The sequence below is a fragment of the Rubrivirga marina genome (genome assembly GCF_002283365.1).
Taxonomy (GTDB): Bacteria; Bacteroidota; Rhodothermia; order Rhodothermales; family Rubricoccaceae; genus Rubrivirga; species Rubrivirga marina.
The window spans coordinates 25446-39564 of record NZ_MQWD01000005.1 but is presented as its reverse complement, the minus strand read 5'-3'; the positions used below and the strand labels follow the sequence as shown (position 1 = coordinate 39564).

Here is a 14119-nt window from a genome sequence, read left to right as displayed (position 1 = left end):
CATGTCCGAAACGTCCCCAGTCGACGTCGTTTACATCGACGACCAAGAGAGAGAGCCCGCGCGGTACGCCGAGAGGTTGAGCAGCAGTGGCACGATCTCGTGCCGTGTGATTGATCCGCCAGCCCTCGACGAGCTCCGCGCGTTCATGGTGGAGCACCGAGCCGACCTCTACCTCATCGATCAGGATCTGTCAGACAAACGGGGCTACCTCGGGAGCGGGTTGGCGGCCCACATCCGTTCGGAGGCCCCCGACTACCCCGTAGTACTCGTATCGCGCCGGACGGTCCTGAACGAGGCGAAGTACGGGCGTCCGGCCGAGGGGTTCGACGACGTCCACGTGGTGGACGACCTAATTCTGAAGGCGCGGTTCAACCGAGACCTGGAGAGAGTCGTCCATACACTCGCCGAACTTGCTGAGGGATACGCCTCGCTTCGAGATCGGACCGGGGGGTCTCGGAACGCGGCTCTCCAGTGGGCTCTCGCTGCGACCGACGAAGAGATCGACGCCGTCCGGGAGGCATCGCCCCCCGTCGGGACCGCCCAGTGGCGGCCGTTCCCCGCCGCGAGATGGATTCGTCACACGCTCCTCGCCTACCCCGGGCCGCTTCTCGGGCCGCTCCACGCTGCGGTCTCGCTCGGCATCACCAGGGAAGCGTTCGAGAGCGAGCGTGTTCAGAAAGTGTTTGCAGGCGCGCGATACGCGGGGCTATTCGCGCCCTACGAGGGGCGGTGGTGGCGGGGGCGCCTCCTGTCTATCGCCACGAAACTCGTCGTAGAAGCAGAGCTCCGCGGACCCGTCCGAACCAATCTCCGCATTGCATTGGGGGAGGACGACGCCCCCCTCCCTGCGCCCGTCTGCGTGTGGGATGGGACGGAGGGCGCCGAGGCCGTGTGCTACGTCCTCCACGAGCCCGTGAAGCTCAGCCATAGCCTCCGGTACTACCCGGACGCCCGTCCGAGCGTGATGGACCCCGCCCGCGTCTCGTACCGCGCCATCTACGCCGACGACTCGTTCGACGAGGAGTTGCTCGACTCGTCGGGTCAGGACATGCTGGAGCAGGTCTCGGCGCTGCCCGATCCCATCGCTGACTCCGGGACGCAAGCATGAGCCCGTCACAGATCCGGAAGGGACTCCAAGAGGTACGCCGGTCGATGGGGAGCGTCCTTCGCGATGGCGCCCTCGCGGTCATCGCGGAGGCGGAGGCGAAGACGTATTCGTCGCGCGCGTTCGTCATCTACCCCGAGGCGCCCCTCGCGTTCGCGCCCGTTCCTTACGGCGAACTCGCCCGAGACGTGTGGGTTGACTTGTACTGCGATGTCCGGTGGGAGGGCGACGACCCGCTTCCATCCCAGCAGGACCTGAAGATCAGGGTGTGGACCGACATCGACGAACCGTTCCTTCACCCACACGAGAGGGCCGCTCTGGAAGCGAGTCCATGCGAAGGTGATCCTGTTCTCCTCGACGCCATCGAGACGGCTCGCTACGGGGGCCGGGTCATCCACCGCTGCCACTACGACCGGGCCAACGTCGAGGACGGCCCCACGCCGCGTTCACAACCTGGCCCGCGGTTCCACCTTCAGTTCGGGGGGGAGCCCCGCGATGACGAGTTCCCGTGGCTCACACGGGTGATCTCCATCCCCCGCCTACCTGCGCCTCCCATCGACCTCGTGCTGGCGTGCGACATCGTCGCGTCCAACTTCTACCCGGACCTCCATCAGAAGCTCGTCGGCGACTCGCAGTGGACGGCGGCCGTGAAGAGGAGCGAGGGCGGAGCGTTGAGGTCGTACCTCGAGCGATCACTCCAAGCCATCCAGCGGGATGAGTGCGTGCTCCACTACTGGGACAACCCGGCCCTCACGGAGCGAGAACGTGATGAGTGAGCCGTTGATCGAGATGACCCCCGAGCGCCGCCGAGAGCTCGGCTCGTTCTACACGCCGCTCCCCGTAGCGACGGCGCTCGCTCGGTGGGCCGTCCGCCGCGCGGACGACACGGTGCTCGACCCGAGCTACGGGGGGTGCGCGTTCTTCAACGCGGCGATGGTGGCTCTAGACGAGGCCGGTGCGACGGTCCCCGCTCGCCAGATCTACGGGGTCGACGTCGACCCCGGTGCGAAGGGGTACCTCCCCCCCCTTCTCCGCGCAGGGGCTGAACCGAGCCAATTTGTGGAGAGTGACTTCATGGAGGTCACGCCCTGCGACTTCCCAACCGCACGGTTCTCTACCGTGATCGGGAACCCCCCCTTCATCCGGTACCACTACATCCCGAGAAATGCGAAAGCGGTCGCGATCAAGGCCCTCAACAATCAGGGACTCAGCGTTTCCGGGCGGGCCAGCTACTGGGCGTATTTCCTCCTCTACTCGGCGCATTTCCTAGAGGAGGGCGGACGCCTCGCGATGATTCTGCCGGGGGCGTTCCTCCACACGGATTACGCGGTTGGCGTTCGTGAGCAGCTCTCGCGGCTGTTCAAAACGGTCTACGTTCTCCCGATCCGAGAGCGCCTCTTCGAGCACACGGACGAGGAGGCCGTCGTCGTGTGTGGGGACGGGGCTCACCTCCCAAACGAGGAGGTCCGGGTCGGGGACGTGGAGGGGACAGAGGCGCTCGCCACGGTTCTCTCGGACCTCGACCGGCACACACGTCCATTCGCGGCGAGCGGAGACGTGGGGGGGTGGATGCGCGCCCTCCTGTCGCCGGAGCAAGAACGGCTGTACGACGACTTGGCGAACGCGGACGGCGTCGTCCGCCTCCGAGACGTGGCTGTGCCACGGATTGGGGTCGTCACGGGCAACAACGGGTTCTTCGTCATGTCGCCCGATGAGCGGGACCGCCGTGAGATTCCCGCCGAGTGGTTCAAGCCCGTTGTCCGAAAGCTCGCCCAACTCCCCGGCCTCATCGCGACTGACGACGACATCGACAGTCACCTCTCAGGGGAGACCCGGTCGCTCCTCCTCACCATCGCCAAGGGCGACCACGTCCCAAGTCCGCTTCAGACGTACCTCGATGAGGGCGAGCAGAACGGCGTGGACGGGGCACACAAGTGTCAAATCCGAGACCCGTGGTACTCCGTCCCGCACACCGAGACGCCCCCCGCGTTCATGCACTGCATGTCCGCATCCTGGCCGCGGATCGTGGTGAATCGGTCCCGAGCGACGTGCACCAACAACATCATCCGGCTCGACTGGCCCGAAGCGGGGCGGCACCCTTCTCTCTTTGGCCCAGAGCGGACGAGAGAAGAGGACCCGTGGCTGCCCTTGGCACTGGGGATGCTCTCATCTCTGAGCCAACTCAGTGCCGAACTAGTCGGCCGGAGTTACGGCGGGGGGATTCTCAAGGTGGAGCCAGGCGAGACGTCGAAGCTCCTAGTCCCCCTCCTTCCTGACCGCATCGCCGCCGACCTCGCACCCCGGGTCGACACAATGATGCGCGCTGGTGATGGGCACCTCGCCACCGAAGCCGTCGACCGAGCGCTTTCTGAGCACACGCCGTGGCTGACCGACCGAGCACTCGGTGAGATCCGCGAGGCTCGGAACCTGGTGTTCCTCAGACGCCGGCAGCACCGGGCTGACGCCGCAAGAATATCGGATCTCTATTCGCATTCCCCACCCTCTGAGCCGAGCATCGCTCCTGAGTAGACGCTCATGGGGCCGCCGTTTGCTGGGACAACCAAGTTTCGTTTGTTTCGTTTATTGGCTCCACTCCGAACCGGACCCACTCATGAGCGACCCGACCGTATTCGACCCCCATTCCCTCCCTCAGCGGGCGCTCGCCGCCCTCCACGCCCACCGGGCAGCGCTCACCGAAGCAGCGGACGGCGAGCACGAGGGGTCTACACTGTCTGTTCGGTTCGGTGACGGGGACTCCGTGGACCTCCCCCCCGCCCTCGCGCGCGTGGTGGCGGCGGCGCTGGCGGAGGTCGCGGACGGCCATGCCGTCGAGGTCCGAACGGTGGCCGAGGAGCTCACGACGCAGGAGGCGGCCGACCTTTTGGGCGTCTCGCGCCCGTTCGTGGTCAAGCTCGTCGACGGTGGCGAGCTCCCGGCGCGGCGGGTCGGGACGCACCGGCGACTCCGACGGGCTGACGTGCTCGCTCACAGGGAGCGGATGCGAGCGGCGACGGCCGAGGCGCTACAGGATTTGACCGACGACGCGCAGGCGCTAGGCTTCTATGACGCGGACCCGCGGATGCCGGGGGCCGAGGGGCCGCCGTCGGCGGCACCGGCGTAGCGTGCGGATCGCAGTCCTCGACGCCAGCGTGCTCTACGGCGCGTTCAGCCGCGATGTCCTGCTCCGGCTCGCGGCGGCCGGGCTGTACAGGGTAGCGGGCAGATCGGTGCAAAATGTCGCAGTAGCACCGAGCGCCTCTTGCTACGCGGCGGGGGGTCCCCTACACGAGGGGGCGGGTGGATCACTCCACCCGCCCCCGTCCCGACGCGCTAAGCAGGGTTACCGGGCGACCGTGACCCGGCGGACGAACCGGTCGATGTCCTCGATGTACGGGACGGTCCCCTTCTCGGGCTCGGCGTGGACGAGGTAGGAGAAGACGATGGCCTGCTCCAGCCGGACGCGGAGGAGGGCGTACGCCTCCGTCGTTTGGGCATAGGCCGTGAGGAGGCGGACGGAGTAGCTCGCGTTCAGTGCGTGGAGCATGAGGAGCTGGACGACCCTACCCTCGATCGTCCCCCAGTCTTCGGGCTGCGCGCCCCCCTCGTCCGCCGCGACGACGAAGGCCTGCTCCGAGAACCAGAAGAGGTCGGCGACGTCGTCAAGGTGCGGGAGGAGGGGACCGTACTGCTGGACCAGATTCTTCGGCATCAGAGCTCGGGGTCGCCGGTGAAGGGGTTGACCCGGTCGAGGAGCACTGCGACTCGTTGGAGGGCGTCCTGGCGGGCTTGGTCGTACGCCTCGGTGCCGGGCTCCATCCCTCGGAAGCGGGCGACATCGACCGGGCCGTGGTGGTCAACCGACGCGAAGGCGTCGGCGAGGCGGCCGAGGGCCTCGCGGACGAGGCCGTGGCTCGCGTGCGCGGCGACGGCCGCCGCAAGCCCGTCGAGCCCGGCCGGGTGGTGGCGGAGGAGGAACCACACGTCGTAGGCGTCCTTCGGCTTGTCGCGGAGAGCGAGCGCGGCGGCCTTCGTGACGAGGAACGGGACGGGGCCGGCGACGCGGAGGTGGGCGCGCGCCAAGCGGCCGTCGGGGAGCGCGCCATCCAGGGGGACCTCGACCGAGAGGTCGCGCTCGAAGGCGAGGTCTGCGCCACGGGCCTTGCGGGGGCGCGTGCCCTGGACGGCCTGGGAACGTCGGTTCTTGCCGGTCCCGCCGTACTCAGCCGCGAGGAGGTCGAGCTCGACGACGACGGGGTTGGGCGTGCCGCCGTCGCCGAGGCGGACGTCGCGGTAGAACACGAACTGGCGGGCCGGGTCGGGGTCGTTCCGGTAGCCCGCGCCGTCGAGGAGGTCGCGGAGGCGGGCGTAGCCGGTGTCCGAGAGCGCGACGTGGTCGAGCGCGAGGTCGACGTCGGTGGAGCCGACGTGGCCCGCGCCCGGCGCGAGGAGCTCGGGGACCCACCCTCCGACGAGGACGACGTGGTCGCCGTACTCGCCGAGCACGCGCGCGAGCTCGAGGAGCACGCGGCGCGTGGCCTCGACGGCGCGGGAGGGATAGTCGGCCTCGGTCGTCTTCATCGGCGTGCCGGGCGGAGGTCGGCCCAGGTGGGCGCGAGGGCGTGGCGGCGGAGGTGGTCGGCGGCCTCCTCTCCCCTCCCCTTCTCCCGTGCGAGGTCGAGGACGAGTTGGACTGGGTGGGCGACGGGGAGACCGTCGACGTCCCGCGCTCCGTAGAACGCGCCGTTGTCGTAGGGCTCGTGGAGGCGGACGTTGGCGCCGGTCTCGACGGGCCGGAGCCCCGCGCGCTCCGCGACCTCCTCCAGAGCGTCCGCCTCGACGAGGACGCTCGCGTGGGAGTAGCGGACGTGGGGGGCCACGCGCTCGGCACCCGAGAACGACGTGAGCGCGGCGCGTGCGCCAGAGGCCCGGACGGCGTCGCAGACGCGGCGCTCGGCGTCAGCGACGCCGTCGAGGGAGTAGTAGCCGCGCGGCTTCGGCCGGCGGCGGTCGGCGGCGAGCCAAGCGTCGACGAGGCCGTCGGGGTCGGCGAGGGCGAGGCCATCGGGCGTATCGCGGGCGTACTCGGCGTCGAGGAGCGACTCCTTGGCCTTGGCGACGAGCCCGATGCTCACGTCGACCTCGTCGGCGAGCTCCTGGAGCCGCCAGGCGCGGGCGGGGTGGGCGAGGAGGGCGCGGGCGACGCGGGAGGTCTTCGGCGCGAAGAGCGAGGCGAGCGGGCGGCCCTCCGGGTCGGGGTTCGTGTGCCCGGACCGCTCGACGTAGACGGGGCCGAAGGCGAGGCGGGCGTTCCCGGCGAGGTCGAAGTAGCCCATCCCCTCCTCCGCCGCGACGGCGGCCCCCCGGTCCGAGACGTAGGGAGCGGCGAAGACGGGGTACGGGTTGGGGAGCCCCTCCTCGTACGCGACGGGGAGACGCCGCCCGAACCACGCGGCCGAGAGTCGGCCGTACCGGGGGTGCCCGACGCGCTTGACGTCGACGACGAGCGTGTGGGTCTCGCCACCGGTCAGGCGGACGACGGCGAGGATCTCGGCGTGGAGCGTCCCCCCTCCCTCGAGGGACCGACCCATCCCGGCCCCGTCCAGCACCTCGACGCTCTCGATGGCGGGGACGCCGTCGAGGACGGAGAGGAGGCGGTCCGCCGCGAGGGGAGCGAGCTCGAACTCTTTCACGCCTGCAAGCTACTTCACCGCTCGGTGAAAACGCCTTATGGAGTGAAACCAGCCGTTCCTACGGGACGGTGGCTAGCTGCTCGTCGCCGATGAGCCCTGGGACGTAGACGTCGTGGTCGTGAATCCAGCCGTCCCGCCCCATCCCCCTCGCCCGCTGGCGGATCTCGTCGGCGGACGACACGCCGAGCATCGGCTTCAGGCGCTCGAAGTGCTCCCGCGAGACCGACCGGGCGAAGACGTCGAACGTCCCGTGCCGCCGCGCCTTGTAGACGAGGGTGCTCGGCCACCAGTAACCGAGGTCGCTGCCCGCCGCGCGGAGGGCGAGGACGAGGTCGGCCTGCATGACGGCGTCGAAGGGGACACCGGAGGAGTCGGCCCGGCCGTGGAGCCACGTGCCCTGGTCGCTGATCCACCGCTCGTTCCGGTCCTGGTGGTACCGGCGGAGGGCCTCGGACCCCTGCTGGAGGTACGTGAACGGGACGAGCCCGCTGCCCCGACTGCTCTCGGGGAGCGTGAACGGCTCGGAGAGCATGTACGCCGCGGTCTCGTAGCGGCGGCGCTGGACGAGCAGGGCGAGGGCGTAGAGGAACAGTTCGGGGACGGAGAGGCGGAAGTGGTCGCGATTCCAGGAGTTGGCCCGGTGGTTCACGAACAGCGGTTCGAGAAGCGGGAGGCACCGCTGGAAGAACAGGTGGACCGGCTCCCACCCCTCCGGGGCGGGCCGGTAGCGGACGAGCGCCTTGAGGACACCGAGGGCCTCGTCCCGAACCGGCCGGAGCTGGTCGGCGCGCTCGACGACGGCGGTCTGGATCGGGCGGTCGTCCTCGGGGTCGAGGTCGAACCGGGGCAGGTTCTCGGCCAACGTCTCGAAGTAGTCGTCGACGGCCCCATCGGCCTCGCGACGGCCCTCGCGGAGGGCCTTGATCGCGTAGCGCTGGCGGACGGACGTGCTCGTCGTCGGGGCGTCGCCGTCGGTGACGAACGCGGGCGCCTTGCCACGGGACGGCCGGACGTGGGGCGGCTTGTCGTAGATCCAGCGCGCGAGGCGGGTGAGGGCATCGCCGTAGCCCTCGTCGTCGACCATGTCGATGTGGATGCGCCCGCCGTAGAACGCCGGCGTGGCCCGCCCACCGGGCTCGGGCCGCTCGCGGAGGACGGCGACGAACTTCCGCGTCTCCGCCTTCTGGTGGTCCGGAGCGTCCGGGTCGGTCTGGGCGGCGCGGTAGAGCTCGGTCGTGAGGATCTGGGCCTCGGTGCCGACCCCGCCCTCGCGGGCGTCCGCCTTGCGGACGTACTCGCGGTCGCAGACGAGGACGACCTTCCCCAGCGCGGGGTCGGTCACGATCCGCTCCATGAAGGGGTACGGGTCGTCGCCGTCCTAGAGGTCCCACTTGTCGAGGACGACGTCGAGGTCGAGGTCCACGAGGTCGGTGGCGAGGCGGAGCACCCAGTCCTCGTGCTCGGGGCTGCTCCAGCTGTACAAGAGGAACGTGCGCGGTCCCTGGGGGCGGTCGTCGGCGTCGGCCATCAAGCGGCGAAGGTGTCGGCGTCGGCGCGGCGGGCCTGGCCGAGCGAGGCGAGCGTGTCGAGGAGGTCGGCGACGGCGGCGCGGGGGGCGCGCTTGAACCGGCGGGCGACGGCCTCGACCGTCATCGGCCGGTCGGCCTCGCGGAGCACGCGGCGGAGGGCGAGCGCCCGCGTGGCCGTGTCGGACGGCCACGGCTCGGGCTCGACCGAGCTGGCGACGGCCTCTGGCGTAGCGAGCTCGATCTCGGCCTGCGTCGTCTCGCCGGGGGCCTGGAACGCCGGGCGGAGGTAGCGGACGAGCCCGGCGGCCTCCTCGGCCTGGCGCTCGATGTTGAGCGTGGACAGGCGCCGGACCAGTTCGGCGGGCTCGAGGTCGACGGGCCAGCCGTAGGCGTCGGCGACGGCCCGGTCGAGGTCGTCGTGGATCTGGCGGAGGAGGGTCGCGCCGACGTCGCGGTGGAGCTTCTGCTTCCCCGCGTCCAGCGGCTCCCCCTCCCCTGCCGCCGCGGCCCGGTCGGCCTCGACGGCGTCGTAGACGGCCGTGTAATCGAGGTGAGGGTGGGCGGCGAGCACGCGCGTACGGTGGGCGTCGAGGCGCGTGGCCGCGTCTCGAATCGCCTCCTTTTGCTCGTCCGTGGCGTCGGGGAACGGGAAGCGGTGGAAGACCTCGGTGTGCGTGTAGCGCGGCCGGTCCTCCAACGTCCCCCCCTTCTCGACGGCCCACGTCGTGTGGATCCGGCTCGACAGAACGCCGAAGTGGTACGGGTCCTCGACGGCGAGGACGACGGCCGAGTTGTTCGTGAGCGCGTCGGCGTCGAGGTAGGCGAAGTACCGGTGCTTCGAGGTCTCGACGGTCCCGAGGTAGCGCGCGAGCCCGGCGGTCGCCTTCCGCATCTCGGGGCGCTCCCAGGCGTGGATCCACCAGAGGTCGCGGATCTTGGGCCGGTTGTTCACGTCGCGCTCCGGCTTGACCGTGTCGTAGAGGTGGCCGTAGGCGACGGGGTAGCCGTCGCGGAGCTCGTCGAGCGAGAGGCCGAAGGTGTCGATGACGAGCTTGTCGCGGGGGGCGCCCTTCTTGATCTGGGTCCCGCCCCAGAACGTCTTGAGGAGGGTGTGGCTCGCGCCGTCGGCCTCGAACTCGGCGCGGCGGTCGGGGTCGATCTCGAACCCCGCCCCGTTCGTCTGGACGCCCGTGTGGGAGATGTTCTCGTTGGCCCGGAGCGGGGCGAGGAGCGACGGGTCCACGCCCGCGCGGAGGTCGGAGTAGACCGTCCCGCGCTCGACGACGACCTCGGCGTGGCGGGGCTCCTCCTCCGGCGCGTCCTCGCTGCCCTTCGCCAGCTCGACGGCGACGACGACGCCCTCGGCGGGGCCGCGGACGCCGACGGTCATCGCCACGCGCACGGCGGCGGCGTACACGTCGTCCACCCAGGGGTGGTCGGGGACGGCGACGGCGAGCGCGAGCGGCGGGGGCGCCTTCTTGCCGCCCTCGCCGGCGACGTGGTAGGCGACGACGCGTCGGCTCTGTGTCTGCGAGATCGAGTTGGTCGTGATGAGCCCGAACCGCTCGGCCTCCCCTTCGCGGACCGCCTCGGCGGCGCGGTGCCACCAGTACATCACGTAGTCCGAGCCGTTAGGGAGAGCGGGGTAGGCGTCGCGGAGGGCCTGGGCGTACCCGTCGCCGAGCACGCTCTGCATCCGCTTCGACCCCACGAAGGGCGGGTTGCCGATGATGAAGTCGGCCTGGGGCCAATTGGCGGGGCGGGCACCCTCATAGTCGTAGATCGTCGTGCGCGCGTCGGGGTCCGGGACCTCCTCGCCCGTCGTGGGGTGCGTCTTGGTGGTCCGGCCGTCCCACGTCGTCACCGGCTCGCCGTCGCCCCCGAGGCGGGGCGTCTTGGCGTCGTAGGCCAGGACGGCGTCGCGGCACTCGACGTTGCCGTAGGCCTTGAGGACCGGGTCGGAGAGGCCCTGCGGCCCGTCGTGCGTGCGGAGGTGCCACTGGAGATACCCGATCCAGAGCACGAGGTCGGCGATGGCCGCCGCGCGGGGGTTGACCTCGATGCCGAGGAGCTGCGCCGGCGTCACGGCGGCCCCTTCGAGGTCGAGCCCGGAGACGCCGTAGCGGGCGAGCGCGGCCTGGACCTCGCCCTCGATCCGCTTGAGGTGCTCGAGCGTGACGTAGAGGAAGTTGCCCGAGCCGCAGGCCGGGTCGAGCACGCGGACCGACGTCAGCCGGGTGAGGTAGCGGCGGAGCTCGGCGAGGACGGCGCGGCGGGTGGCCCGGTCGTGGGCGTCGAGGGCCTTCCCGCCCTCGGGCGCGCTCTCGGCGGCCTCAGCCTCGATCTGAGCCACGGCCGCCTGCGCCGCGTCCCACTCCTCCCGGAGCGGGTCGACCACAGCCGGCACGACGAGCCGCTCGACGTAGGCGCGGGGGGTGTAGTGGGCGCCGAGCTTGTGGCGCTCGCGGGGGTCGAGCGCCCGCTCCAGGAGCGTCCCAAAGATGGCCGGCTCGACCTCGCGCCAGTCGGCCTCGGCCGCGGCGAGGAGGAGGTCGAGCTGGTGGGCGTCGAGCGGGAGCGCTTGCGTTTCGGCGAAGAGGCCGCCGTTGAACCGGCGGAGCTTGGCCTTGAGAGCGGCCGAGAACCCGCCGCCGTCCATCGTCGCCCAGAGGTCCGAGAGCGCGTCCGGCAGGACGTCGAGGTGGTCGCGGTACTCGGCGAGGAGCCCGGAGAACGAGCGCTCCGGGATGAGCCGGGCGTCCTCGGCGAACATCGTGAACAGGCTCCGCGAGAGGAACCCGAACACGGCGTCGGGCGCGGCGCCGGACGCCTCCAGGCTCGCCGCCAGCTCGGCGAGCGTGGCCGCGAGCTCGCGCGTGACGGCGGCCTGCCGCCGGGCCGGGTCGAGCGCCTCGGGGTCGGTCCACGCGAGCCGGAGCCGCTCGCGGACGTCGGGGTCGCGGAGGTCGTCGAGCGTGACGCGGTACGTCCGGTTGTCGGGAAACGGGACATAGCGCTGGGGGTGGCCGAAGTTGGCGTAGAGGTCGAGGCAGTACCCGACGTCGCAGGCGATCACGAGCGGCGGGACGGGCTCCTGGTGGCCGTCGAGGTCGAGGTTCCGGGCGTACCGCTCAGCCTGGCGCTTGGCCGCGGCGAGCGTCCGGTCCCAGGCGGGCGTCCCGCGTCGGCCGTGGCCCGCCGACCGGCTCTTCCCCTTCCCCCTGGCGCGGGCCGCGTTCTCGGCGTCGACGCCCTGCTTCGTCTCCAGCACGAAGCACCCCCGTTTGTAGAGGTCGATCCGACCGGTCCCGGCGTCGGCGGCGTCCTGGAAGTCGACGGGCCGCTCGAACACGTACCCGTCGCGGGCCGGGTCCTTCGTCGCGGGCTCGGGGCCGGGCACGCCCAAGAGCGCCGCCAGCTCGATCAGGAACGGCTGGGCGTTGGCGATCTCGGCGGCCTGGGCGGGCCGCCAGCGCTCGATGAACGTGTCGAGCGCCTCGGGGTCTACGTCCTCGTCGGAGTGGGGCGGGCTGTCGGATGTGAGCATCGGCCGGGGGGAATCCAGGGGCAAACCTACCCGCCCTCGGGGTCGGGAGCGCGCGACCGGAAGCGAGAACGTCCGCCTCCGGTCGAAAGCTGGAGCGCGGTGCCCCCTCGCCATCGCTCGGGCGCTACCGGCTGGCGAAGGTTCTTTGCCAATGGGCGGATTCAGAGGCGATCCACGGCCCCGTCTGCCGCGGCCCAGGGTCAGGCGTCGTGCCCCAGCGCTCGCCTGACGAAGTCGATCAGGTGGTCCTCCCCCTGCGTCACACGGCCGTCGGCCGCGGCCACACGGTGGAGGTCGGCGAGGACCCGAGCGCGGGCTGGTCCGTCGAGCCGACGTCCGATCCGTTCGAGGACGGCCCCGAGCCCCACCACCCCGACGTCGACGAGGGCCGCCTCGCGGATGGCGTGATCGACCCCGGCCGGGTCTTGGTCCGGGACCCACGACTCGAGGGCCGCCCGCACGGCGTCGGCCTCCCGCACGTCGAGGTCGCCGTCCACCCCGAACGCGAGCGCCCGGTAGAGCACGGCGAGGTCGAAGAGGAGCGGGGCCATCGGGGAGGGGCGGGAGGGGCGTCAACCTAGCCCCCACGGTGCGCCACGGTCTACGCCGCCCGGTCCGCGCGGAGGAGCGGGATCGAGCCCCCATGGGTGACCCGACGGGTGGGGCGGACGGGCCGCACGAGGCGCCGCGACCGGGTCGGCGGTCGTCCCCACTGGAGGCACGGGGGTCGGAGAGGGCTCAGGAACGGACGGCGAGCCGGCGGACCCAGAGCTTGAAGAACCGGTCGGTGACGACGAAGGCGCCGTCCTCGCGGTCGATCACGTCGAGCTTCAGGAGGCTCTCGGCGGCGCGCTGGGCGTTCGAGGGCGTCCGGAGCCCGTGGGCTTGGACGAACTCGGACGAGAAGGGCTGGACGTCCGGCCCGTCGAGCGCGAGCCCGCGCACGAAGCGCTGCTGGTTCCGGGTGAGCGTCTCCCACCGCGTGGTGAAGGCGTAGCCCTCGCGGCGCAGCAGCACGTCGAGCGCGCCCTCGAGGCCGCCGTCCGCGACGGGCTCGCCGTGGGGCGTCCGCTCCCAGAGGGCGTGGGCGAGGTGCTGGGTGTAGAACGGGTGGCCCTCGGTGAGGGCGCAGAGCGCCTCGACGTGGCGCGGCGCGATGGGCTTGTCGGCCGCGTCGAACCGCTCGGCGACGAACGGGACCCAGTGCTCGGTGGCGATGGGGCCGAGCGGGTAGTGCCCGGCCGAGCGGTAGAGCGGGCGGCGGCTGTCCGAGAACATCCGCTCGATGAGGTGCTTCCGGCTCCCGAGGAAGAACGTGGCGACGCCGTCGTACTGCTGGACGGCCGAGTGGAGGGCGCGCTCGACGTGGTCGTCCTGGTAGAACAGGATCTGCTGGAACTCGTCGAAGACCAGGACGAGCTGGCGGCCCCGCTTCTCGGCGACACGGGGGGGCGCGGCGAGGACCTCGTCGAGGGAGCGGACCTTCTCGGCGGTCGGGCCGCCGAACTGGAGCGAGGGGTTGCCGCCCTGGTCGAGCGAGAGGGTCGGGTTGAGGCGGCTGAACAGCGACTTGCTCGCCTCGAGGAGCTTGTCGGCCCGTGTGGCGGCGGCGGTCGCGAGGGCCTTCGCGGTCGCCTCGACGAAGGCGTCGGCGCCGTCGGTGGGCCAGAGGTCGACGTAGACCGGGACGTAGCGGTCGGAGTCGAGGGCGGCGAGGACCCGCTTGACGAGCGACGTCTTGCCCATGCGCCGCTCGGCGTAGACGAAGAGGCGGTCGCCGTTCTCGGCGGCCCGCGTGAGGTCGGCCTGCTCCTGGTGGCGGTTGCAGAAGGCGTCGGGGCCGACGACGCCGCCGTACTCGAAGGGGTTGACAGGTTGCATGGGAGGGGCTTGGCTCGCTACGCGGCTTGCGTTACGCACGGTGCGTAATATAACATTGACCCCACTAGCATGGGCCTGCGAGTAGCGGCCCGGAGCATTGGTGGGGGCCACGGCGGGGGGCCGGCGAGCCTCTACCTCAGACTAGGTGGAGGCGAAACCCGTAGCCTTAGCGGCCTCCGCTAGCGGAGCGCGGTCGACGGGGACGACGTCCCGCACCCCTCTCCATCGGTGGACAGGCAGGGCGGGTGGCGGGGCCACTTCCTCCTGCGGGCCGGGCGGATCGACCGGTGCGGGTCAGACCGGGGGTTCCCGGAGCCTGCCCGAGTCGATGGCCGGCTTGGAGCTCCCTGAGGGGGCTGTTATAATA

The 14119-nt window shown here is 71.1% G+C and carries 12 protein-coding genes; 4 read left to right on the top strand and 8 right to left on the bottom strand.

Translation table 11 applies throughout. From position 1 onward, the window contains the following. Window position 1: 1 nt before the first annotated feature. The 4 genes from BSZ37_RS20340 (at window position 2) to BSZ37_RS20325 (ending at window position 4226) form a co-directional block, all read left to right on the top strand. On the top strand, window positions 2-1108 hold the full coding sequence (locus tag BSZ37_RS20340; RefSeq protein ID WP_095512517.1) for a hypothetical protein: 1107 nt from the start codon (window positions 2-4) through the stop codon (window positions 1106-1108). Further along, a complete protein-coding gene (locus BSZ37_RS20335; RefSeq protein ID WP_143537776.1) occupies window positions 1105-1881 on the top strand; it encodes a hypothetical protein in 777 nt (258 codons plus the stop codon). Before BSZ37_RS20340 ends, BSZ37_RS20335 begins: the two co-directional genes overlap by 4 nt. Window positions 1882-1894: 13 nt before the next feature. Continuing rightward, window positions 1895-3634, top strand: coding sequence for an Eco57I restriction-modification methylase domain-containing protein (locus tag BSZ37_RS20330; protein WP_245838732.1), 1740 nt, complete (start codon window positions 1895-1897; stop codon window positions 3632-3634). Window positions 3635-3863: 229 nt separating this feature from the next. Continuing rightward, entirely contained in the window at window positions 3864-4226 is a 363-nt protein-coding gene (locus BSZ37_RS20325) for a helix-turn-helix domain-containing protein (protein WP_179299798.1), read from the top strand. Window positions 4227-4445: 219 nt separating this feature from the next. Here BSZ37_RS20325 and BSZ37_RS20320 read toward each other — a convergent pair whose 3' ends face one another. The 8 genes from BSZ37_RS20320 to BSZ37_RS20285 all read right to left on the bottom strand — a co-directional run bounded on the left by BSZ37_RS20320 (window position 4446) and on the right by BSZ37_RS20285 (window position 13752). Then, entirely contained in the window at window positions 4446-4814 is a 369-nt protein-coding gene (locus tag BSZ37_RS20320) for a hypothetical protein (protein WP_095512513.1), read from the bottom strand. Then, window positions 4814-5683 (bottom strand): nucleotidyl transferase AbiEii/AbiGii toxin family protein, encoded by an 870-nt coding sequence (locus BSZ37_RS20315; protein ID WP_095512512.1) that lies wholly within the window; start codon window positions 5681-5683, stop codon window positions 4814-4816. Before BSZ37_RS20315 ends, BSZ37_RS20320 begins: the two co-directional genes overlap by 1 nt. Then, window positions 5680-6795 (bottom strand): type IV toxin-antitoxin system AbiEi family antitoxin, encoded by a 1116-nt coding sequence (locus BSZ37_RS20310; protein ID WP_095512511.1) that lies wholly within the window; start codon window positions 6793-6795, stop codon window positions 5680-5682. The genes BSZ37_RS20315 and BSZ37_RS20310 overlap by 4 nt, the downstream gene beginning before the upstream one ends. 58 nt (window positions 6796-6853) lie before the next feature. Continuing rightward, window positions 6854-8149 carry a hypothetical protein gene (locus BSZ37_RS20305; RefSeq protein ID WP_095512510.1) on the bottom strand — a complete coding sequence of 432 codons (1296 nt, stop codon included), beginning with the start codon at window positions 8147-8149 and terminating at the stop codon, window positions 6854-6856. Window positions 8150-8173: 24 nt separating this feature from the next. Beyond that, window positions 8174-8323: an SEFIR domain-containing protein gene (locus BSZ37_RS20300; RefSeq protein WP_095512509.1), complete on the bottom strand. Its 150-nt coding sequence runs from the start codon at window positions 8321-8323 to the stop codon at window positions 8174-8176. After that, entirely contained in the window at window positions 8323-11871 is a 3549-nt protein-coding gene (locus BSZ37_RS20295) for a DNA methyltransferase (protein WP_095512508.1), read from the bottom strand. Before BSZ37_RS20295 ends, BSZ37_RS20300 begins: the two co-directional genes overlap by 1 nt. A 200-nt stretch (window positions 11872-12071) precedes the next feature. Continuing rightward, window positions 12072-12422 carry a TerB family tellurite resistance protein gene (locus BSZ37_RS20290; protein WP_095512507.1) on the bottom strand — a complete coding sequence of 117 codons (351 nt, stop codon included), beginning with the start codon at window positions 12420-12422 and terminating at the stop codon, window positions 12072-12074. A gap of 187 nt (window positions 12423-12609) precedes the next feature. Beyond that, window positions 12610-13752 (bottom strand): AAA family ATPase, encoded by a 1143-nt coding sequence (locus BSZ37_RS20285; RefSeq protein ID WP_095512506.1) that lies wholly within the window; start codon window positions 13750-13752, stop codon window positions 12610-12612. Window positions 13753-14119 lie beyond the last annotated feature (367 nt).

Coding starts and splice junctions, on each gene's coding strand:
- BSZ37_RS20320 (WP_095512513.1), bottom strand. CDS start 4,814: ATGCCGAAGAATCTGGTCCAGCAGTACGGTCCCCTCCTCCCGCACCTT.
- BSZ37_RS20335 (WP_143537776.1), top strand. CDS start 1,105: ATGAGCCCGTCACAGATCCGGAAGGGACTCCAAGAGGTACGCCGGTCG.
- BSZ37_RS20305 (WP_095512510.1), bottom strand. CDS start 8,149: ATGGAGCGGATCGTGACCGACCCCGCGCTGGGGAAGGTCGTCCTCGTC.
- BSZ37_RS20290 (WP_095512507.1), bottom strand. CDS start 12,422: ATGGCCCCGCTCCTCTTCGACCTCGCCGTGCTCTACCGGGCGCTCGCG.
- BSZ37_RS20295 (WP_095512508.1), bottom strand. CDS start 11,871: ATGCTCACATCCGACAGCCCGCCCCACTCCGACGAGGACGTAGACCCC.
- BSZ37_RS20300 (WP_095512509.1), bottom strand. CDS start 8,323: ATGGCCGACGCCGACGACCGCCCCCAGGGACCGCGCACGTTCCTCTTG.
- BSZ37_RS20340 (WP_095512517.1), top strand. CDS start 2: ATGTCCGAAACGTCCCCAGTCGACGTCGTTTACATCGACGACCAAGAG.
- BSZ37_RS20330 (WP_245838732.1), top strand. CDS start 1,895: ATGACCCCCGAGCGCCGCCGAGAGCTCGGCTCGTTCTACACGCCGCTC.
- BSZ37_RS20315 (WP_095512512.1), bottom strand. CDS start 5,683: ATGAAGACGACCGAGGCCGACTATCCCTCCCGCGCCGTCGAGGCCACG.
- BSZ37_RS20285 (WP_095512506.1), bottom strand. CDS start 13,752: ATGCAACCTGTCAACCCCTTCGAGTACGGCGGCGTCGTCGGCCCCGAC.